At 57.3% G+C, this 17,423-nt stretch carries 22 protein-coding genes; 18 read left to right on the forward strand and 4 right to left on the reverse strand.

Translation table 11 applies throughout. The annotated features are described in order from the left end of the window. Nucleotides 1-2: 2 nt before the first annotated feature. The 11 genes from ACQYWX_RS28345 (at nucleotide 3) to ACQYWX_RS28395 (ending at nucleotide 11,466) form a co-directional block, all read left to right on the forward strand. Nucleotides 3-1,103: a cobalt-precorrin-5B (C(1))-methyltransferase gene (locus ACQYWX_RS28345; RefSeq protein WP_431687120.1), complete on the forward strand. Its 1,101-nt coding sequence runs from the start codon at nucleotides 3-5 to the stop codon at nucleotides 1,101-1,103. After that, on the forward strand, nucleotides 1,100-1,972 hold the full coding sequence (locus ACQYWX_RS28350) for a precorrin-6A/cobalt-precorrin-6A reductase (RefSeq protein ID WP_431687121.1): 873 nt from the start codon (nucleotides 1,100-1,102) through the stop codon (nucleotides 1,970-1,972). The genes ACQYWX_RS28345 and ACQYWX_RS28350 overlap by 4 nt, the downstream gene beginning before the upstream one ends. Next, nucleotides 1,956-2,954, forward strand: a complete 999-nt coding sequence (locus ACQYWX_RS28355) for a sirohydrochlorin chelatase (protein ID WP_431687122.1) — start codon at nucleotides 1,956-1,958, stop codon at nucleotides 2,952-2,954. The genes ACQYWX_RS28350 and ACQYWX_RS28355 overlap by 17 nt, the downstream gene beginning before the upstream one ends. Before the next feature lie 6 nt (nucleotides 2,955-2,960). After that, nucleotides 2,961-3,602, forward strand: a complete 642-nt coding sequence (locus tag ACQYWX_RS28360) for a precorrin-8X methylmutase (RefSeq protein ID WP_431687123.1) — start codon at nucleotides 2,961-2,963, stop codon at nucleotides 3,600-3,602. A gap of 14 nt (nucleotides 3,603-3,616) precedes the next feature. Further along, on the forward strand, nucleotides 3,617-4,873 hold the full coding sequence (gene cbiE, locus ACQYWX_RS28365) for a precorrin-6y C5,15-methyltransferase (decarboxylating) subunit CbiE (protein ID WP_431687124.1): 1,257 nt from the start codon (nucleotides 3,617-3,619) through the stop codon (nucleotides 4,871-4,873). After that, the gene (gene cobI, locus ACQYWX_RS28370; protein ID WP_431687125.1) at nucleotides 4,870-5,592 is read left to right on the forward strand and encodes a precorrin-2 C(20)-methyltransferase; all 723 of its coding nucleotides are present in this window, start codon (nucleotides 4,870-4,872) and stop codon (nucleotides 5,590-5,592) included. Before cbiE ends, cobI begins: the two co-directional genes overlap by 4 nt. Then, complete coding sequence (locus tag ACQYWX_RS28375; protein WP_431687126.1) at nucleotides 5,589-6,365, forward strand: cobalamin biosynthesis protein; 777 nt, start codon at nucleotides 5,589-5,591, stop codon at nucleotides 6,363-6,365. The genes cobI and ACQYWX_RS28375 overlap by 4 nt, the downstream gene beginning before the upstream one ends. Further along, a complete protein-coding gene (gene cobJ, locus ACQYWX_RS28380; protein WP_431687127.1) occupies nucleotides 6,362-7,171 on the forward strand; it encodes a precorrin-3B C(17)-methyltransferase in 810 nt (269 codons plus the stop codon). The genes ACQYWX_RS28375 and cobJ overlap by 4 nt, the downstream gene beginning before the upstream one ends. Then, the gene (gene cobM / locus ACQYWX_RS28385; protein ID WP_431687128.1) at nucleotides 7,168-7,962 is read left to right on the forward strand and encodes a precorrin-4 C(11)-methyltransferase; all 795 of its coding nucleotides are present in this window, start codon (nucleotides 7,168-7,170) and stop codon (nucleotides 7,960-7,962) included. The genes cobJ and cobM overlap by 4 nt, the downstream gene beginning before the upstream one ends. Nucleotides 7,963-8,894: 932 nt before the next feature. Beyond that, nucleotides 8,895-10,346 carry a hypothetical protein gene (locus ACQYWX_RS28390; RefSeq protein WP_431687129.1) on the forward strand — a complete coding sequence of 484 codons (1,452 nt, stop codon included), beginning with the start codon at nucleotides 8,895-8,897 and terminating at the stop codon, nucleotides 10,344-10,346. Between the two features lie 250 nt (nucleotides 10,347-10,596). After that, nucleotides 10,597-11,466 carry a c-type cytochrome gene (locus ACQYWX_RS28395; protein WP_431687130.1) on the forward strand — a complete coding sequence of 290 codons (870 nt, stop codon included), beginning with the start codon at nucleotides 10,597-10,599 and terminating at the stop codon, nucleotides 11,464-11,466. Nucleotides 11,467-11,493: 27 nt separating this feature from the next. Here ACQYWX_RS28395 and ACQYWX_RS28400 read toward each other — a convergent pair whose 3' ends face one another. The 3 genes from ACQYWX_RS28400 to ACQYWX_RS28410 form a co-directional block, all read right to left on the reverse strand. Beyond that, nucleotides 11,494-11,895, reverse strand: coding sequence for a GNAT family N-acetyltransferase (locus ACQYWX_RS28400; protein ID WP_431687131.1), 402 nt, complete (start codon nucleotides 11,893-11,895; stop codon nucleotides 11,494-11,496). A 44-nt stretch (nucleotides 11,896-11,939) separates the two neighbouring features. Then, a complete protein-coding gene (locus ACQYWX_RS28405; protein ID WP_431687132.1) occupies nucleotides 11,940-12,467 on the reverse strand; it encodes a MerR family transcriptional regulator in 528 nt (175 codons plus the stop codon). Nucleotides 12,468-12,538: 71 nt separating this feature from the next. After that, nucleotides 12,539-12,721 carry a hypothetical protein gene (locus ACQYWX_RS28410; protein WP_216739345.1) on the reverse strand — a complete coding sequence of 61 codons (183 nt, stop codon included), beginning with the start codon at nucleotides 12,719-12,721 and terminating at the stop codon, nucleotides 12,539-12,541. 151 nt (nucleotides 12,722-12,872) lie between these two features. Here ACQYWX_RS28410 and ACQYWX_RS28415 point away from each other — a divergent pair, with 151 nt between their 5' ends. The 5 genes from ACQYWX_RS28415 (at nucleotide 12,873) to ACQYWX_RS28435 (ending at nucleotide 15,878) form a co-directional block, all read left to right on the forward strand. Beyond that, a complete protein-coding gene (locus ACQYWX_RS28415; RefSeq protein ID WP_431687133.1) occupies nucleotides 12,873-13,490 on the forward strand; it encodes a LysE family translocator in 618 nt (205 codons plus the stop codon). A 93-nt stretch (nucleotides 13,491-13,583) separates the two neighbouring features. After that, nucleotides 13,584-13,835: a DUF1778 domain-containing protein gene (locus ACQYWX_RS28420; protein ID WP_431687134.1), complete on the forward strand. Its 252-nt coding sequence runs from the start codon at nucleotides 13,584-13,586 to the stop codon at nucleotides 13,833-13,835. After that, complete coding sequence (locus tag ACQYWX_RS28425) at nucleotides 13,832-14,140, forward strand: type II toxin-antitoxin system RelE/ParE family toxin (RefSeq protein ID WP_431687135.1); 309 nt, start codon at nucleotides 13,832-13,834, stop codon at nucleotides 14,138-14,140. Before ACQYWX_RS28420 ends, ACQYWX_RS28425 begins: the two co-directional genes overlap by 4 nt. 113 nt (nucleotides 14,141-14,253) lie before the next feature. Beyond that, a complete protein-coding gene (locus ACQYWX_RS28430) occupies nucleotides 14,254-14,913 on the forward strand; it encodes a glutathione S-transferase family protein (RefSeq protein WP_431687136.1) in 660 nt (219 codons plus the stop codon). A 218-nt stretch (nucleotides 14,914-15,131) separates the two neighbouring features. Further along, nucleotides 15,132-15,878 (forward strand): fibro-slime domain-containing protein, encoded by a 747-nt coding sequence (locus tag ACQYWX_RS28435; protein ID WP_431687137.1) that lies wholly within the window; start codon nucleotides 15,132-15,134, stop codon nucleotides 15,876-15,878. Between the two features lie 133 nt (nucleotides 15,879-16,011). On the opposite strand, the gene ACQYWX_RS28440 is transcribed toward ACQYWX_RS28435, so the two are convergent. Further along, nucleotides 16,012-16,227: a cold shock domain-containing protein gene (locus ACQYWX_RS28440; protein ID WP_127973940.1), complete on the reverse strand. Its 216-nt coding sequence runs from the start codon at nucleotides 16,225-16,227 to the stop codon at nucleotides 16,012-16,014. A gap of 271 nt (nucleotides 16,228-16,498) precedes the next feature. Between ACQYWX_RS28440 and ACQYWX_RS28445 the strand changes: the two genes are divergently transcribed. Continuing rightward, nucleotides 16,499-16,870, forward strand: a complete 372-nt coding sequence (locus ACQYWX_RS28445) for a VOC family protein (protein ID WP_431687138.1) — start codon at nucleotides 16,499-16,501, stop codon at nucleotides 16,868-16,870. A gap of 9 nt (nucleotides 16,871-16,879) precedes the next feature. Beyond that, complete coding sequence (locus tag ACQYWX_RS28450; protein ID WP_431687139.1) at nucleotides 16,880-17,332, forward strand: YqaA family protein; 453 nt, start codon at nucleotides 16,880-16,882, stop codon at nucleotides 17,330-17,332. Nucleotides 17,333-17,423 lie beyond the last annotated feature (91 nt).

Raw genomic sequence — 17,423 nt, forward strand, 5'->3', positions numbered from 1 at the left:
GCATGTGGCGGGAGAGCCCCGAACGCCAGCAGCCGCTGCGCACAGGCCTGACTACCGGGACCTGCGCCACCGCCTGCGCCCTCGCCGCCGCCCGCCTGCTGCTGACCGGAAAATCCTGTGACGAATGCGAAGTCACTTTGCCGAAAGGCAAGAAAGTGCGTCTGCCCATCGCCGAGTGCCGCCGCCTCGACCTGCACAGCGCTTACGCCGTTACCGTTAAGGACGCCGGCGACGACCCTGACGTCACCCATGGCGCCCGGGTGTTCGTCATCGCCAGCCTGGGAACCGGCGCAGGAGAAGTGCGCTTCTCCGCCGCCGACGGCGTCGGCACGGTGACTCGCGATGGTTTGTCCCTGGCGGTAGGCGAACCCGCTATCAACCCAACGCCGCGCCGCATGATTCGCGAACATCTGCTGGAACTGGCGGACGAGTGCGCCTACAACGGCGCTTTCGACGTGGCGGTCGGCGTGGAGAATGGCGCCGCCCTCGCGCAGAAAACCATGAACCCGCGCCTGGGCATTGTGGGCGGGCTTTCCATCCTGGGCACCACCGGCATCGTGCGGCCGTTTTCCTGCTCCGCCTATATTGCCTCCATCCATCAGGGCGTGGACGTGGCCCACGCCAACGGTTACGACCACATCGCCGCCTGCACCGGCAACGCCAGCGAAGACTACGCGCGCCGTCACTACGGCCTGCCGGACATGGCGTTGATCGAAATGGGCGATTTCGCCGGGGCGCTGTTGAAATACCTGCGCCGCACGCCTTTGCGCCGACTCACGCTGGTGGGCGGTTTCGGCAAGATCAGCAAACTCGCCTGCGGACACCTGGATCTGCACAGCAAGGCCTCGGAAATAGATCTGGGCTTCCTCGCCGACGCCGCCGAATCCATGGGCGCCGCGCCGGACACCCTGGCCGCCATGCGCGCCGCCAACACCAGTATCGAAGCGTTGCGTCTGGCCGGCGACCTGCCCCTGGGCGATCTGATCTGCCGTCGCGCCTGGGAAAAAGCCGCCTACACCATGCATAACAGCATGCAGTTGGAAGTGGTGGCGATTGATCGTCAGGGCCTGCCGGTGGGCGCCTACGCGGGAGAAGACTTATGACTTTGCTGATACTTGGCGGCGTACGTGACGCCAAACTCTGCGCAGACCGACTGCACGCTCAGGGCGTTCCGCTGGTTTACAGCCTCGCGGGACTCCTGGAGCGCCACGACGCCCCCTACCCGATTATCAGCGGCGGCTTTGCGCGCTTCGGCGCAGACAGCGTCAGCGGTCTGGCGAACTATCTCCGCGACCATCAGATTACGGCGGTGGCGGACCTGACTCACCCTTACGCAGCAACGATATCTTCCAGCGCCGTCCGAGCGGCGCGGCGCTGCGAGATTCCCTGCTGGCGCTATCGACGTCCGCCCTGGCGGCCGGGACCACAGGATCGCTGGATCGAAACGGACGGCGGCGACGATCTGTTGCGCCGCCTTGAAGATTACCGACGGCCGTTTTTCACCCTGGGGCGCAGCGCCTTTCCATTGCTGGCGCAGGCGGAGTCTCTGGGGCTGCCGGCGGAGCAGCGCTGGCTCATTCGCTCCGCGTTGCCGGCGCCCGCCATGCTCGCCTCCCGGGACGACCTGGACTTCATCCAGGCGCGCGGGCCGTTCGCGCTGCAAGAAGAGAGAGATCTGTTCGACGCCTTCAACGTGGACGCCCTGGTCTGCAAAAACAGCGGCGGCGCAGCCACTGAGGCCAAATTACAGGTCGCCGCAGAGCGGGGCTTGCCGGTGTTCATGCTGCGGCGTCCGCCGACACCTGCGGCGACACGGGAATTTGACGATCTGGAGCGCTTTATCGAGCACTGCGCCGCCATGACGCTCCCGTTTCGCCCACTGGATCAAACCTATAACAAACACTCTGATAGAGGGCCTTCCTGCGCCCGAGACAGCACACGAGAGGAAAACGATCATGTCCAACAGCGATAAACCCGCCATCTTATTTGTCGGGCACGGTTCTCGCGATAACGAAGCCGTGGAGCAGTTTCATCAGCTGACCAAACATTTTCGCGAACGCTTTCCGGACCGCCTTTGCGCCACCGGCTTTCTGGAGTTCGCCCGCCCGGTCATCGCCGACGGCGTGGATGAACTGGTGAAACAGGGCGCCACCCGCATCAGCGCCATTCCCGGCATGCTGATGGCGGCGGGCCACGCCAAGAACGACATTCCCAGCGAACTCAACACGCTGCAAAGAGAGTTCGAGGGCGTCAGCATCAACTACGGCGCTGAGCTGGGCGTGAATCCCAACATGCTGCGCGCCGCCCGCGACCGCATCGAGGAGGCGGAGCCGGAATTCGGCGAAGGCTACTCCCGCCAGGACACCCTGCTGGTGGTGGTAGGGCGCGGCGCTTCCGACCCGGACGCCAACTCCAATATCAGCAAGATCACGCGCATGCTTGAAGAAGGCATGGGCTTCGGCTGGGCCATCACCTGCTACAGCGGCGTCACCACACCGCTGGTTCCCGATGCGCTGAAGCGCGCCCACAGGCTGGGCTTCAAGCAGGTCATCGTGTTCCCCTACTTCCTGTTTACCGGACGTCTGGTGAAAAAGATCTACGACTGGGCCGACAGCTATCAGTCCGAATATCCCGACGTGAAAGTAGTGAAAGCGCCTTACCTCAATGATCATCCGTTGATCCTGGATACGTTCGCCGATCGCCTGGAAGAGATCGAAAAAGGCAGCCCGAATATGAACTGCCAGATGTGTCAGTACCGGGTGCAGATCGTCGGCAACGAGCACAAGGTGGGTCTGCCGCAGGAAGGCCATCATCATCACGTGCGCGGCATCGGCACCGATGGCGAACACAGTCATCATCACGATCACCACCATCATCATGACCACCACCACGGCCATGGCCATCACCACCACGGACATCACCACAGTCATGACCATGATGAGGAGAAATCCTGAGGGGCTATGCACTTCGACTACGAAAAAGATCCCCTGGCCATTGAACGGGAAAGTTTCCGCCAGATTCGTGAGCTGACCGACCTGACCTCACTGACTCAGGACGAGGCTCAGGTGGCGATGCGCCTGATCCACAGTTGCGGCGATCCGCAGATCATGGCGCAGTTGCGCTTCACTCCCGGCGCCGTGGAGGCGGGGCTCGCCGCTATTCGCGCCGGCGCGCCGGTGCTGTGCGATGTGGAAATGGTGCGCCACGGTCTCACCAAACGCATGCTTGAGACGCCCGCTCACTGCTTTTTGAATGCGCCGGAAACGCCGGATTTGGCCAAGGCTCGCGGCGAAACCCGCTGCATGGCGGCGCTGGAATTGTGGCGTCCTCTGCTGGCGGATAGCGTCGTGCTGATCGGCAACGCGCCCACCGCCTTGTTCCGTTTACTGGAAATGGTGCGCGACGGCGCTCCCAAACCGGCGCTGGTCATCGGCATGCCGGTAGGATTCGTGGGCGCGGCGGAATCGAAGGACGCGCTCTGGCGTCATTGCGACGAACTTGGTTTGCAAGCGATCGCCTTACTGGGGCGACAGGGCGGCAGCGCCCTCACCGCCTCCGCCTTCAACGCGTTATTGCGCATCAGCCGGGGAATCTATTTCTGAAGAGTCAGTCCGCCTTGCATCGCTCTTTGGTGCATGTCATCAGCCTGGGAGTCGGCGAACGCGCCCTGTTGGGCGCTGCGGCGCAGGAAGCCTTGCGTCGCGCCGATCTGATCATTGGCTCTGAGCGACAGTTGCAAACCGTGGCGAGCTACTCGTCCCAAGGCCGCACTGCGCCGCTGCCTTCTCCCTTCAGCGAACTGCTGGAGTTGCTAAGCAGCGATAGCGAACAGGAGATCGCTCTGCTGGCGTCCGGCGACGCGCTGTTTTTCGGCGTCGGCAACTGGCTCAACCGCAATCTGCCGCCCTCGCTGCTGCGTTTCTACCCGCAAATTTCCAGCGTTCAGGCCGCCTGTCATGAAGTCGGGCTGGATGAGCATGACATGCAGGTGATCAGCCTGCACGGACGTCCTTTCGCCAGTCTGCGCGCTCAGCTGCGCAATCGCCGCCGCTATGCGCTGCTGACGGACCAGCACAGTCATCCTCAGGCGATCGCCCAGGCCTTGCAGTCATGGGGTATGCAGGATTCGACGTTGTGGGTGTGCGAGCAACTGGGTTATCCCGAGCAACGCATTCGCGAGTTTTCCGTAGCGGAACTGCTCGCTTCACCACCGGACGTCCACGCCCTGCATGTGACGCTGCTGCAGACCGCCGGTCCTGGCGGCGTCCTGCCTGAATTTCCCGGTATGGCGGACCAGGATTTCCATACTGACGGCGAGCCCGGCAAAGGCATGCTCAGCAAGCGTGAAGTGCGTCTGTGCATCCTGTCTTTGCTACAGCCTTGCGCCGATGATATCGGCTGGGACGTTGGCGCCGGTTGCGGCGGCGTGGCGGTGGAGTGGGCGCGCTGGAACCCGCGGGGACAGGTTTACGCCATCGAGCGCCACGAAGAGCGCTTGCGCCAGTTGCAGTGCAACCGCGAACACTTTGGCGTCATGCGTAACCTGCACGTTGTGGCGGGACGGGCGCCGGACGCTTTGGCGGACCTGCCTCGCCCCAATGTCGTGTTCATCGGCGGCAGCGATGGCGAGATGGATACGCTGCTGCGTCACTGCTGGGAACAGCTTCCCCCTGGCGGACGCCTGGTGGCCAGCGCGGTCACTGAGGATAGCAAAAGCCGTCTGTTTCAGTTTCAAACGCGCCTGCAGGACGGCGACGCCGAGTGGACGCAAATCGCCGTCAGCCGGGGGGAGCCCCTGGCGGGACAATTATTGATGCGGCCGCAATTGCCGGTCACGTTAGTCAAGTTCAGCAAACGGACATTTTCTTCATGACGACTCCCATTTCCACCGGCGTGTTTTTCGGCGTCGGCGTCGGCCCCGGCGACCCGGAGCTGCTGACGCTGAAAGCCGTACGCCGTCTGCAGCAGGCGGATGCGCTCGCATACATCGTCAACAGCGACGGCCATTCCCTGGCCAAGCAAATCGCATCGCCACATCTGCGCACTGAGGCGCAAACGCAACTGCCGATTCGCATCGAAATGTGCAGTGATCGGCGGCAGGCGGAGCAGGCTTATGATGAAGCCGCCGCCAGCATCGCCCGCTTGCTGGATCAGGGTCTGGATGTAGCGTTTCTGTGCGAAGGCGACCCACTGTTTTACGGTTCCTTCGCCTATCTGTTGGCGCGTCTCGCATCGCATTATCCCTGTGTTTCCATTCCCGGGATCAGCTCGCCCCAGGCCGCCGCCTCCGCCACCTTGCTGCCCCTGGCGTTGCAGCACGAGAACCTGGCGTTGATCAGCGCCCGTTGTCCGGATGCGCAGCTTCTCGACGCCCTGTCCCGCTTCGATAATCTGGCGATCCTCAAGGGCGGACGCAAACGCAGTCGGGTACTGGAACTGATCGCCGCCACCGGCCGCACCCGGGACGCGGTGTATCTGGAGCACCTCACCCAGACCCAGCAGCGCGTCGTGCGCGACGTGACCACACTGGATGACGAGCCCGGCCCTTACTTCTCCATGTTTCTGGTGTGCCGCCGCAAGGGGGCGCAATGACGGCGATTATCGCCCTGACCCCGGCGGGACGCGCCCTGGCGGAGCGATTGCAGGTCTTGTCGCCAACGCCAATGGCGCTGCATTACAAGCCCAAACCCTTTCAGGAAACGGCGCAGAGCCTGTTTCAGCAGGGCGAGCCGCTGATCTTTATCTGCGCCGCCGGCATTGTCGTGCGCACCCTCGCGCCGGTATTGCAGGACAAGTATCAGGACCCGCCGGTGCTGGTGCTGGATGAAAACGGACGTTTCGTCATTCCACTGCTTTCCGGCCATGAAGGCGGCGCCAATGAATGGGGACGCCAGATCGCGGAACGCCTCAACGCCCAACTCGCGCTGACCACTGCGCAGCCCTATCTGGAGCCAGTGTATGCGCTTGGCATGGGGTGTGAGCGGCATTGTCCGCTGGAGGCGCTGGAAGATTTGGCGGATCAATGTCTCGCGCAAATGGGGCTGATCTCATCGCAGATTCACACCCTCGCCTCCATCGATATCAAAGCGGATGAAGTGGGTCTGATCGAACTGGCCCGCCGCCGCAACTGGACCTATCAGACCTGGAGTCCGGCGCACTTGTCCGCGTTCGAGGGACAGTTGACGCAGAAGTCCGACATCGTATTCAGGGAAACCGGCGTTTACGGGGTGGCGGAAGCCGCCGCCCTCGCCTCCGCCGCCCAACTGAGCGGAGCGCCAGCGGAACTGGCGCTGCCCAAACAAAAAAACCGACGCGCAACCTGCGCCGTCGCCCGCAGCTATTTATCGCGGAAGACAGAAGAATGAAACGACTTTACGTACTGGGCTCCGGCCCGGGTTCGGAACTGATGATCACGCCCCAGGTGGAGCAGGCCATCGCCGCCAGCAGCGATCTGGTGGCTTATGGCCTGTATCTGGAGTTACTGGGTGAGCGCACCCGGGACAAAACCTTGCACGACCTGCCCCTGGGCGAGGAAATCGAGCGCGCCCGGCTGGCGCTGAATCTGGCCGCCGTCGGCAAGCCTACGGCGTTGATTTCCAGCGGAGACATCGGCATTTTCGCCATGGCGACCCTGGTGTTCGAGCTGCTGGAGCGCCAGCTCAGCGGCGCCGAAACAGGCGCAGACGATCATGACTGGCGTCAGGTCGACATTCAGGTCATGCCTGGCGTCAGCGCCATGCAGGCCGCCGCCGCCAGCATGGGCGCCGCGCTGGGCCACGACTTTTGCGCCGTGTCCCTGTCTGACTTGCTGACCCCCTGGGAGACTATCGAGACCCGCATTCGCGCCGTCGCGGCGGCGGATTTCGTCATCGCCTTCTACAACCCGGTCTCCCGCAAACGCCGCTGGCAGTTGGCTCGCGCCAAGGAACTATTGTTACAGCGACGTCCCGCCGACACACCGGTGATACTGGGCCGCAACCTGACCCGTCAGGACGAGCGCGTCAGCGTCTGTACGCTGGCGGAGCTGGATGTGGAGCAAGTGGACATGCTGACCCTGGTGCTGGTGGGCAGCAGCGCCACCCGCTGTTTTCAGAATGGCGACAAGCAATGGGTGTATACGCCGCGAGGCTACGCCCGCAAGCTCACCCAACCAGAGAGCGTCGCGCCATGACCGTGTATTTTATCGGCGCCGGCCCCGGCGACCCGGATCTGCTGACCATCAAGGGACAGCGCATCATCCAACGCAGCCCGGTCATTCTTTACGCCGGTTCGCTGGTGCCGGAGGAAATCCTGGCGCAGGCGGACGCTGCGGAGGAAATCACCGACACCGCGCCCCTGAATCTGGATGAAATTCTGGAACTGATCGTCAACGCCCATGCGCGCGGACTGGATGTGGCGCGGATTCATTCCGGCGATCCATCCATCTATGGCGCTATCGGCGAACAAATTCGTCGACTGCAGGCGCTGGCGATTCCCTTTGAAGTCATTCCCGGCGTCACGTCAACCAGCGCCGCCGCCGCCATGCTGGGCAAAGAGCTGACGTTATCCGGAGTCTCCCAGACCGTCATCCTGACCCGCTACGCCGGCAAGACGCCCATGCCCGAGCAGGAGAACCTCGTCTCTCTGGCGCAACATGGCGCAACCCTGGCGATACATCTGGGCGTCACCCGCCTGCATCAGATTGTCGAGGACCTGACGCCGCATTACGGCTCAGACTGTCCCGTCGCAGTATGTTATCGGGTGGGCTGGCCCGATCAGCAACATATCCTGGGCACGCTAGCGGATATCGTGGAGCAAGTGCGCGCCGCCAAAATCACCCGTACCGCGCTGATTCTGGTGGGACGAGTGCTGGCCAGCGACGACTTCAACGAGTCTTATCTGTACGACGCGGCGCAGGCGCATATCTATCGTCCCAAGGTCAAACCGGCGACGCCGCGGAAAGTGCGCCGCACTCAGGCATAGAACACAGTAGCGGCCTGGTCAGGCGGAAAAGACGTTCACCTGGTGGCGCCGCTACTTTTCGCGGTTAAAAAATGCGACTTCCTTTAGATAAAACGAAACATTCATCACCACTCCCCAAACAGACTTGAAACCCACCGCCACAATGTGACAAACATCACATTTGTACATTAAACATATATAACTAATTCATCCCTGATCTCGCCTTCGTGAAAGTCTATTTTCACTTCCAGTTGTCCGTTCTTTATTTAGACTTCTGGTCAGACAAAGAACGGACCACGCCAAACATTTTCAGCCATCACGAAAAAGAGATATAAATACAAAACCAATTTAATAACAGTTAGTTAAGCAGAAATATAACTTTTAAATAAGAAACATCTAATTAAATAAAAAGTTAATTAGTCAGGTATATTTAACGGGTAGGACAAGAGTCAAACAACCTTTAAAGGTCTAACCCATAAGACCAAGCAACAATTACTTATAAGCCTCTTACCCGCCTATATTCAACGGATTTAAGAAACAGGTGTATAAATACCTAGTTCTCCAGCCAAAACAAGTTTGCTACCTTCGAAACAACGACGGATTAGTCCCGCGACAGATAACTGAACTCTATGTTTTTCCTTAATAAATACTTAGGAAAACCAACGGTGTTGGATCACAGTGGTTTGTCGCAACCAAGGAACTGAACCGCCGGACGGTATGCGGGAGTCCGCATCGCTCTGGTAATCCAATCTCATGCCGAACAGAGCGGGAGTTCTTCGTCATACCGGACCGCGCCCAGCCGCAAAGTGTAGTCGGTCCAGCAGTTTTTTGATCAGTCTTGAGCGTCAGGTACGGTTGATTCGAGCGTCTTGAAAATTAGCGCCTGCAATCGGGGTCCCCTCCCCGGCGGGCGAGTTATCGCGCATTCAGCATTAAATAAGGAGAACTAAATAATGCCTAGCGATTTAATTTCGTACGACGAATGGATGAAGCGGACTGCAGCCACGGGCAAGCCACGCAGTCGCCTCCTTAAACAGCTGGACAGCCACATCAAATCCTACGAGATGTTCGGCGGCGGCGCCGAAAGATGGTATCTGAATCAGAAGCTGGAGGAGTGGAAGAAGAGCAAGGGTCCCAGCGGCGAATGGCGTAATAGCGTGCGTAACCGACACGGAGCCATTGAAGAGCTCAGTAAAAAGATGGCCGGACAAGGCCCTGAGCTGAACGACCTCAAAAAGGTTTATCAACGCGATCTGGATCACGCCCGGTTGGGAGCCGTCTACCTCTGGTCCCACACTCACTTGCACGACACACTGATCAGCGCCTTCGCCGCCGGAGCCATCAACATTGCTTCCGCCGGCATGCGCATGCACTCGGAAATCCTTACTTCCCACGGCCATACAGCAGCAGCCCAGAGTCTGACCAGCAAACGGGTGAACATGGGCTACGTGATGCTGCCGGGGCAAAAGATCATCGAAGCGGTGGAAGGGTCCGGTTATCTGGCGGAAACCGGCGCCAGTCGTAATGTGTTTATGAAAGCGCTGCACTGGATCGAGGATTATTGCCGCAAACTGGTTGATGCGTTGAAGTCCAAGTTCAAAGACAAGGTGTCGCTGTCCATGACCGCCATCAAAACGGTCATCAAGGCGATTGTAGTGAAGTTCGCCTCCTCCGCCGCCCCTTACGTGGCGGGCAGTATGGATGTCTTCAAAGGGCTGGTGAACACCACCGATCACGCCGTCACAGCGGTCACTACCTGGTGGCGCGGACGTGGCGTGAATGTGCTGGAAGGCCATCCCCAGGTGATTTGCGACGCCCTGCGCATGCAGATGTGCAAAGGCATGGGCGCGGGTCTTTACGATGCGCTCAAAGGCGCGTTTTCCGCTTCCACGTTCATCATCGGCGGCATTACCGGCGCAGTGATGAATCTGGTGTTCACCTGTCTGGAAACCGTCACCCTGTTCATCTTGCGTTTGCGTGAAATCGCCCATATTCGCCACTTCTGCAAAGAGGCGCGCTCACACTGGAACGTTTACATCGGTTCGGGCAAAACCCGCGGCGTGCACCAGAACCCCATCCGCTTCAAGGATTGGTTCGAAGGCTATGTGGACAAGTCGGCTCTGATCGCCGCCTTCACGCTGAACAGCGGCATTTGCGGCGACAAGATGCACTTCCTGAATATGTTCCGCGATAACGGCTATGTGATTTCTCAGTATGAGTTTGACCGTGGCGTGAAGTACGTGGATACGTTGAAAACCTTCGCAGCGGAATACATTGGCAAGCAGAGTTATCTGTTCCACTCCAGCGACAAAATGGTCAATGGGTTGCTGGATAACGCCAAGAACTTCAATAACGGCGAACATGGCAAGTTCCGGGAAATCCTGCTGAAAGTGGCTAACGCCTGACGCTCATCAGGTCGGCCCCAGCGCCGGCCTTTATCCTCCGTCCTGTTCGCAATCAGACTGCGAATTCACACTCCGACATATCCAGATTATCGCCTGCCAAAGCCTTCCCCCACCCAGACTGTTTCATCTTGTTTATCAGCCTGTTAACGAGTAATTTTAGCTCTGCGTCGGCGCCTTCGGGTCGGTCCTGCTGTGTCCGCCGCGCAACCTCAAGTTCAGGAAGCATAATTAAAAAATAATAGGATCAAGTATGAACAAATCATTTTTGCCGATAATTCTGGGCGTATTGCTGGCCGCGCTGCATTCGCTGAGTTACGCCAGGAGCGAAGCGGGGTTCACCATCCGCGCCGGGGATAAGGAGGCGCACTGGAGCAAAAGTCAGTTACTGAACCACCCCGCCAGACAAGTGCTCAATATCCCCCTTCTCAATTATCCCGACCAAGACATCCCCATTAACGCCGTTCCCATCTCCGTATTGTTGCAGGACATGGACCTGACCGACGCCTCCGTGCTTATTTTCACCTGCCTCGACGGCTATTCTGGCGTGCTGGAGAAGAAGTATCTGCTCAATGACAATCCTGACGCCGCCCGCGCCTATCTGGCGATTGAACCCGATGATAAGAAGTGGCCGCCACTGCCCAAGGGCGCTAACACGTCCAAACAAAGCGCCGGGCCTTTCTACCTCGTGTGGAGCAACCCGGAGAAGTCCGCCATTCCTCCTGAATTCTGGCCCTATCAACTGAGTTCGCTGGACGTGGAGGATGACTTCGCGCGCATCTTTCCGGCGCTTTTGCCATCCGGCCATCTCGCCGCCAACGACCCCGCGCGCAAAGGCTTTCAGGTGTACAAAGCGCGCTGCATGCACTGCCATCAGATCAATGGCCAGGGCGCAGCGAAACTGGGACCGGACCTGAACCAGCCGATGAACCCCACGGAGTACTTCAATGAAACCGCGCTCAAGCAGTTCATCAAAGACCCCACCTCCGTGCGCAAGTGGTCCGATATGAAAATGGTATGGGTGAAGGACAATATCTGGGAGGACGAGGAAATCGACGACCTCATCGCCTATCTGAAGCACATGGCTGAGAGAAAACCGGATATGAAACAGGCCTCTAACTGAGGCCTGAGATAATCCGACGCTGACGGGTTAGCGCCCTTTGACGATGTACATGCCTTCGCTGCCGGGACGCGTCAGCTTGAAACCAAAGCGGGTGTAAAGTTCCGGCACATCCGCCATCAGCGTGATATAAGCCCCGTCCGGGGCTTCCCGTTGCAAGTACGCCATGATGCTTTCCATCACTTTCCGCCCGAGCCCTTTGCCTTGATGCGCCGGGTCCACCGCGACGTCGACAATCTCAAAATTCAGCGCGCCGTCGCCGACTACACGTCCCATGCCGACGCAGGTTTCCTGCAGCATCACGCACACGCCGAACAGACTGCGCGGCAACCCTTTCACCGCCGCGTCCCGAGGCCTTGGAGTCAAACCGGTGATTTGACGTAAACGCATGAAATCATCCACTTCCGCGACTTTCTCAACCACTTCGTACATGCAACTTCCTTACAGATTCCTTTTAGTTTCAGACAACGTCGGACTTATCCCCCATTGCGCGACCAATGCCGAATCGTTTTGATTTCTTCCGCCAGTATGCCCAGGGATTCCAAAAAATCCTGATGCGCTTCCGGCGACATGGATTCAAACTCCACATGCCATTGCCGCATGGCCGCTTCATCCAGCCCCACCGCCGCCAGCATGGCCACCCAGCCCTGCTTGTCGATAATACGGCTTTTCTTGCGCCCCCGCTCAGTCTTCAGGATAGTGGCGATGACCTGTTGCTGGGCGCGCAGGCGCTGTATTTCCCGGTTAATCGACTGTAGACGCTGTTCAAGAATCGCCTGCACGCCGTCATGAGGTTGCGCCAGCACGTCGGCAATGTTTTCCAGAGGCAGTCCCGCCTCGCGATAAAACGCGATTTTCTCCATCCTGCTGAAATCCGCCTCGGAATACAGCCGGTAATTAGCCTCGCTCCGGGCGCTGGGACTCAGCAGCCCGATAGAGTCGTAATACAGCAATGTACTGCGTGATACGCCAAATTTACGCGCCATCTGACCAATGGTGTACATCCATCCGCCTCATCATTTTGCCGTTCAATTAAAGCGGTCATAACGACCGCTTTGTGTTTCTAGTCAGTATTCTACAGGGCCCGGATGCGGTTTATTTCCTCCGCGGAAATCCCCAACCACTCCAACAGACTCTGATGCGCCTGCGGATAACGGGCTTCGAACTCCCGATGCCAGCGCCGCATTGCATCCTCATCCAAACCCGCCGCCCGCAGAACTTCCACCCATTGCGCTTTATTCATCACAGTATCGCTCATGATTCCTCTCCCGATAGTTCAGTGAAAAACGTGCAGCTGCGCAGCCGACGAAAGCTACTTTGAGGTATGAAGTTATAGACAGGTCAAGGGAGGATTCGGCTATTCTTTTCCTTAAATCATTTTCCGTTGCAAGCAGAGAAGATTAAACCTTGTGGACGCGCTCAACGCACTCAGTCTGAGCCTGATCATGCTCGCCCTGGCGGCGATTCCCAGTTCCAGCGTGGCGCTGGTGGTCGCTCGTTCATCCGTGTCCGGCTTTGCTTATGGCGCTGCGGTGGCGGCAGGCGTGGTTTGTGGCGATTTGATATTCGTCTGTCTGGCGATTCTGGGCATGACGGCCCTGGCGGACACCCTGGGAGGGCTTTTTCTGGTCATCCGCTACCTGGCGGGCGCGTATTTGATCTGGTTTGGACTCAGCCTGATCCGCTCGCGAGCGGCCCTCGACTTTAGGTTTACAGCGTCTCCAAAATCTCGCCTGACGACCAGTTTCAGCGCAGGTTTGTTGCTGACGCTGGGAGATGTCAAAGCCATATTGTTTTACTCAAGCCTGTTCCCTGTGTTCGTGGGCATGTCATCCCTGACCGCGCCCGACATAACGACCATCATTGTAATCACGGTCATTACCGTCGGCGGCGTAAAGCTCCTCTACGCCCGCCTGGCGCAAAAGATAACCGCGAGATTTATTAACAGCCCCATGGCGAGCGCGGCCAAAAACACCGCAGGCGCGGTACTTGTGGGGAGTGGGGCTTATTTGTTTGTGAAAGGATAAGTGACACCAAAAGAAGCAACTTTTGTGCATTATTGACATTTTGTTGTTTCAAAAATAGCCTTGAACGTATATAAGACCACTTTGGTAAACGCCATGCGCCTGTCTATCGAAATATCACCTGAGCAACATCAACGCCTGAAGGCCGCCGCTGCGTTAAAAGGCCAATCTATTAAGGACTATGTTCTTGAGAGAACCTTGCCAGACTTTGAAGAACAGGAATCTTTAAAGAGGCTTGAGTCATTTCTAGCTCCCAGGATTGATGCTGCAAAAAACCAAGAATATTCCTCCAAATCAGTGGATGAAATTTTCGACGAAGTCCTGAAAGAGTCATCTTCGTCAGAATGAATGCCTATGTATTAACCAAAGACGCTGAAAATGACCTACGGGATGTCGCCCGCTATACGATGCAGAAGTGGGGAAAGAAATCTCTAGAGGAGTATCGTGCTGGTTTGGCGGAGACTTTCGCCGCGATAGGCGACAATCAAGTTGCATCCCGTCAGTTTTCAGCCAACTATCCACAACTACGTGCAGTTAAGTACCGGTTTCATTACATATTTTACTTAACCGAGGGCTTCACAAGACCGGTTATCATTGGCGTCATCCACGAAAAACGCGATATCGTCAGCCGACTTTCAGAGCGATTAACTTAGCACTCGTTATCAAAACCACTGTCGACTCCAGCTAAGCTCAAACGACAAGGATTTATACTTCGCCGACTTTTTACGGCGGTTTGAGCTACACGTTTATTACCAGGGAATCGATTATGTCACTCCAGTTTTACGCGCATCCTTTTTCTTCCTACTGCCAGAAAGTGTTGACCGCGCTTTACGAAAACCAGACGTCGTTTGAGTTCTGTCTGGTCGCTCACGACGATGTGGAGGCGTGGCGCCGGCTTGAAGCCCTGTGGACGATGAAGCAGTTTCCTGTGTTGGTGGACCAGGGGATAACTGTTGTGGAGTCGAGTGTGATCATTGAGCATCTTGATCTTTATTATCCAGGGCCTGCGCCATTGATACCCAAAGATCCTAAAGCCGCCCTGCCCGTGCGCATGATGGATCGCTTTTTCGATAACTATGTCATGACGCCGATGCAGAAGCTGGTATATGACCACATACGGGAAGAAGGCGCTCACGATCTACAAGGCGTTGCGGAGGCGAAGCAAAAGCTGGATAAGGCTTATGCCTGGCTGAATACCACCCTGACGGGACGTGAGTGGGCGACCGGGGATACTTTCACCCTGGCGGATTGCGCCGCCGCGCCCGCTCTCTTTTACGCTGATTGGGCGCATGTAATTCCGCCCGAACACACCAGTTTGATTGCATACAGGCAGCGTCTGCTGGCGCGTCCTTCCTTCGCCAGAGCCGTGGAGGAAGCCCGCCCCTATCGCAAAAACTTCCCTCTCGGCGCGCCGAACCGAGACTAAAAAGCGTTATTCTCCAGGCATTTACAGAATTAGCTAATCTTGCAGCGAAGAGAGTCGAGATATTTTACAACTCGTCTCCTTTCGCCTTTCTCCTATATGTAACAGACCGTTGGATTTACACCTATTTAGGCTTTTCGGCCTAGTTTGTGCTGTATTCCGCTTCGTTGACGGAAGTCAGCAACATTGATGTTGATAAATGACAGAAAGGAGATAAAGGCATGAAGCCGAGTAAGTATCCAACCCTTATCGCAGCCACTCTGGCGCTTTCTCTAAGCGGAGCCGCACAAGCCTACCTGCTGACCGGAACCATTTACGATCACGTCGCCTCTGAAGCCGACTTCGAAGACGTCGTCAGCGGCCTTAAACGAGGCATGCTGGCTTCCACATTAGGCTCAGACGGATTACCTGATTATATTGGTAGGGGCGGCTACGGCGGCGTGCAGAGCGCAGCCAGCTTCGACAACTGGTGGACTGATTCCCACGGTTCCAAGTCCGTGGACTTGAATCTGGCGGACAACGGAAGCGGCATGTACTCGTACAGCAATTCCGCATTCTTCCCTATCGACGGTGAGTTGTCCGGCAATGAAGGACGCAGCCACAACTATCACTTCGCCATGCACCTGGAAGGCAAAACCTCTTTCAAGGAAATGGACCTGTTTGACTTCACCGGTGATGACGACCTGTGGGTGTTTATCGACGGCAAACTGGTGATGGATCTGGGCGGCGTACACGGCCCGACCAATGGCCATTTCAGCGGCTCTGATTTACTGGGGCTGGGCTTGGCGGAAGACACCGTTTACGATCTCGATATCTTTTTCGCCGAGCGTCACACCACTCAGTCCAACTTCAATATCACCACCAGCCTGCGTATTGAGCCGCCGACGCCTGTCAGCGAATCTTCCGTGCTGGCGTTGTTCATGACAGGACTATTGGGACTGGGCATGCGGAGATGCTTCCGCAAATAACCATGCGCTCATTCTTGCTTTCACTTAAATAACGCACTCAGGCGGGTTAATCAGTGAAAGCCAGAAACGACAAGGGGGAGCATCTGGCTCCCCCTTTCTTTATCCGGGCAAATATAGAAGTTAGTCCGCTAACTTACTCCGAGCTGCTAACCTCCTGCGCGAAGAGGCCCTTGGATGAATGCTGCACTTCGTACTCCACATGACTGCCTGCGCGCAGCGTTTTATAGCCGTCTTTTCTGATGGCGCTGTAATGTACAAACACATCGCCTTCGGCGCTTTCAATGAAACCGTATCCCTTTGCGTTATTAAACCATTTCACCATGCCGGTAGTTCTTTCTCCTGACTGCATGATCTCTCCCTTTCCATGTTTAACTTGCGGCTTTGGTCGCGCGTGCTTCCTTAGCCTTATTCCTGATTTCACTGCGGGAGGCGCAGAGGCCTTTCCCGCGCAACTCTGCCGTCGGCCCTTCCCGGTCCGAACGACGATTAGGAGATCGATTATACTCCCTTCCACAAAATTGGTAAGAGCCAGAATTCTTTTGTCCTCAAAAGATTGACTCACCGATTTCACAAATCCAGCATATAGATTCTGAAAATTCTTAAAACGGGATATTTTTCGGATGATCAGCCATATCGACCATATTGTCCTCACCGTTGCGGATATCGAGCGTTCCGTTGCGTTTTATCAGCGCGTCCTGCATATGGAGCCTGTCACCTTCGCCGCGGGACGCCGCGCATTGAAATTCGGCATGCAGAAAATCAATCTGCAGACCCTGGGTCAGGAAACCCGCAATCGCGCCGGCGTCGGCTCTGGAGACTTGTGTTTAATCACCCAGTGGAAACTGGAAGACGTCATCGCCCACCTGCAGGTGGAAAAAGTCGATATTGTGGAAGGCCCCGTCACCAAAAGCGGCGCCATGGGCGCGATTACTTCCGTCTATTTCAACGATCCGGACCTTAACCTGATCGAAGTCAGCGTGTACTCCCAATAGGCGCTCGCAGTGGAAGCTTACTTCAGCCTGTTTTTCATCGCCTTTCTGGCGGCGACGCTGGTGCCCGCCTATTCCGAAATCATGCTCGCCGGCCTGCTCGCCACTGGCTACGATCCAGCGTTGTTGTGGGTGTTCGCCACGGTCGGCAATACTCTTGGCTCCGTCGTTAATTGGGCGTTGGGGCGTTATCTTCTGCACTTCAAGGACCGGCGCTGGTTTCCCTTCAAGGAGAAAAACCTGGGGCCCGCGCAGGGCTGGTTTCAACGTTATGGCGTGTGGTCCCTGCTCATGGCCTGGGCGCCTCTGTTCGGCGACGCACTGACCTTCATCGCCGGCCTCATGCGTATACGTCTGCCCATCTTTGTTTTCCTCACTTTCGCCGGCAAAGGCGCCCGCTACGCCATCATCGTCGGCCTGTTCGATCAGTTCGGCGCCTACTTTCAAAACACAAACTGGTTCTGAGGCCAGGCGTCGCCATAATTCGTCATTTTTCCGCTAGGTTTTCGCCCGACTAAGTAGAGATAATGCCTCACTGATATCTCTATCCTGACCT

The organism is Hahella sp. NBU794 (assembly GCF_050749805.1).
Lineage (GTDB): Bacteria > Pseudomonadota > Gammaproteobacteria > Pseudomonadales > Oleiphilaceae > Hahella.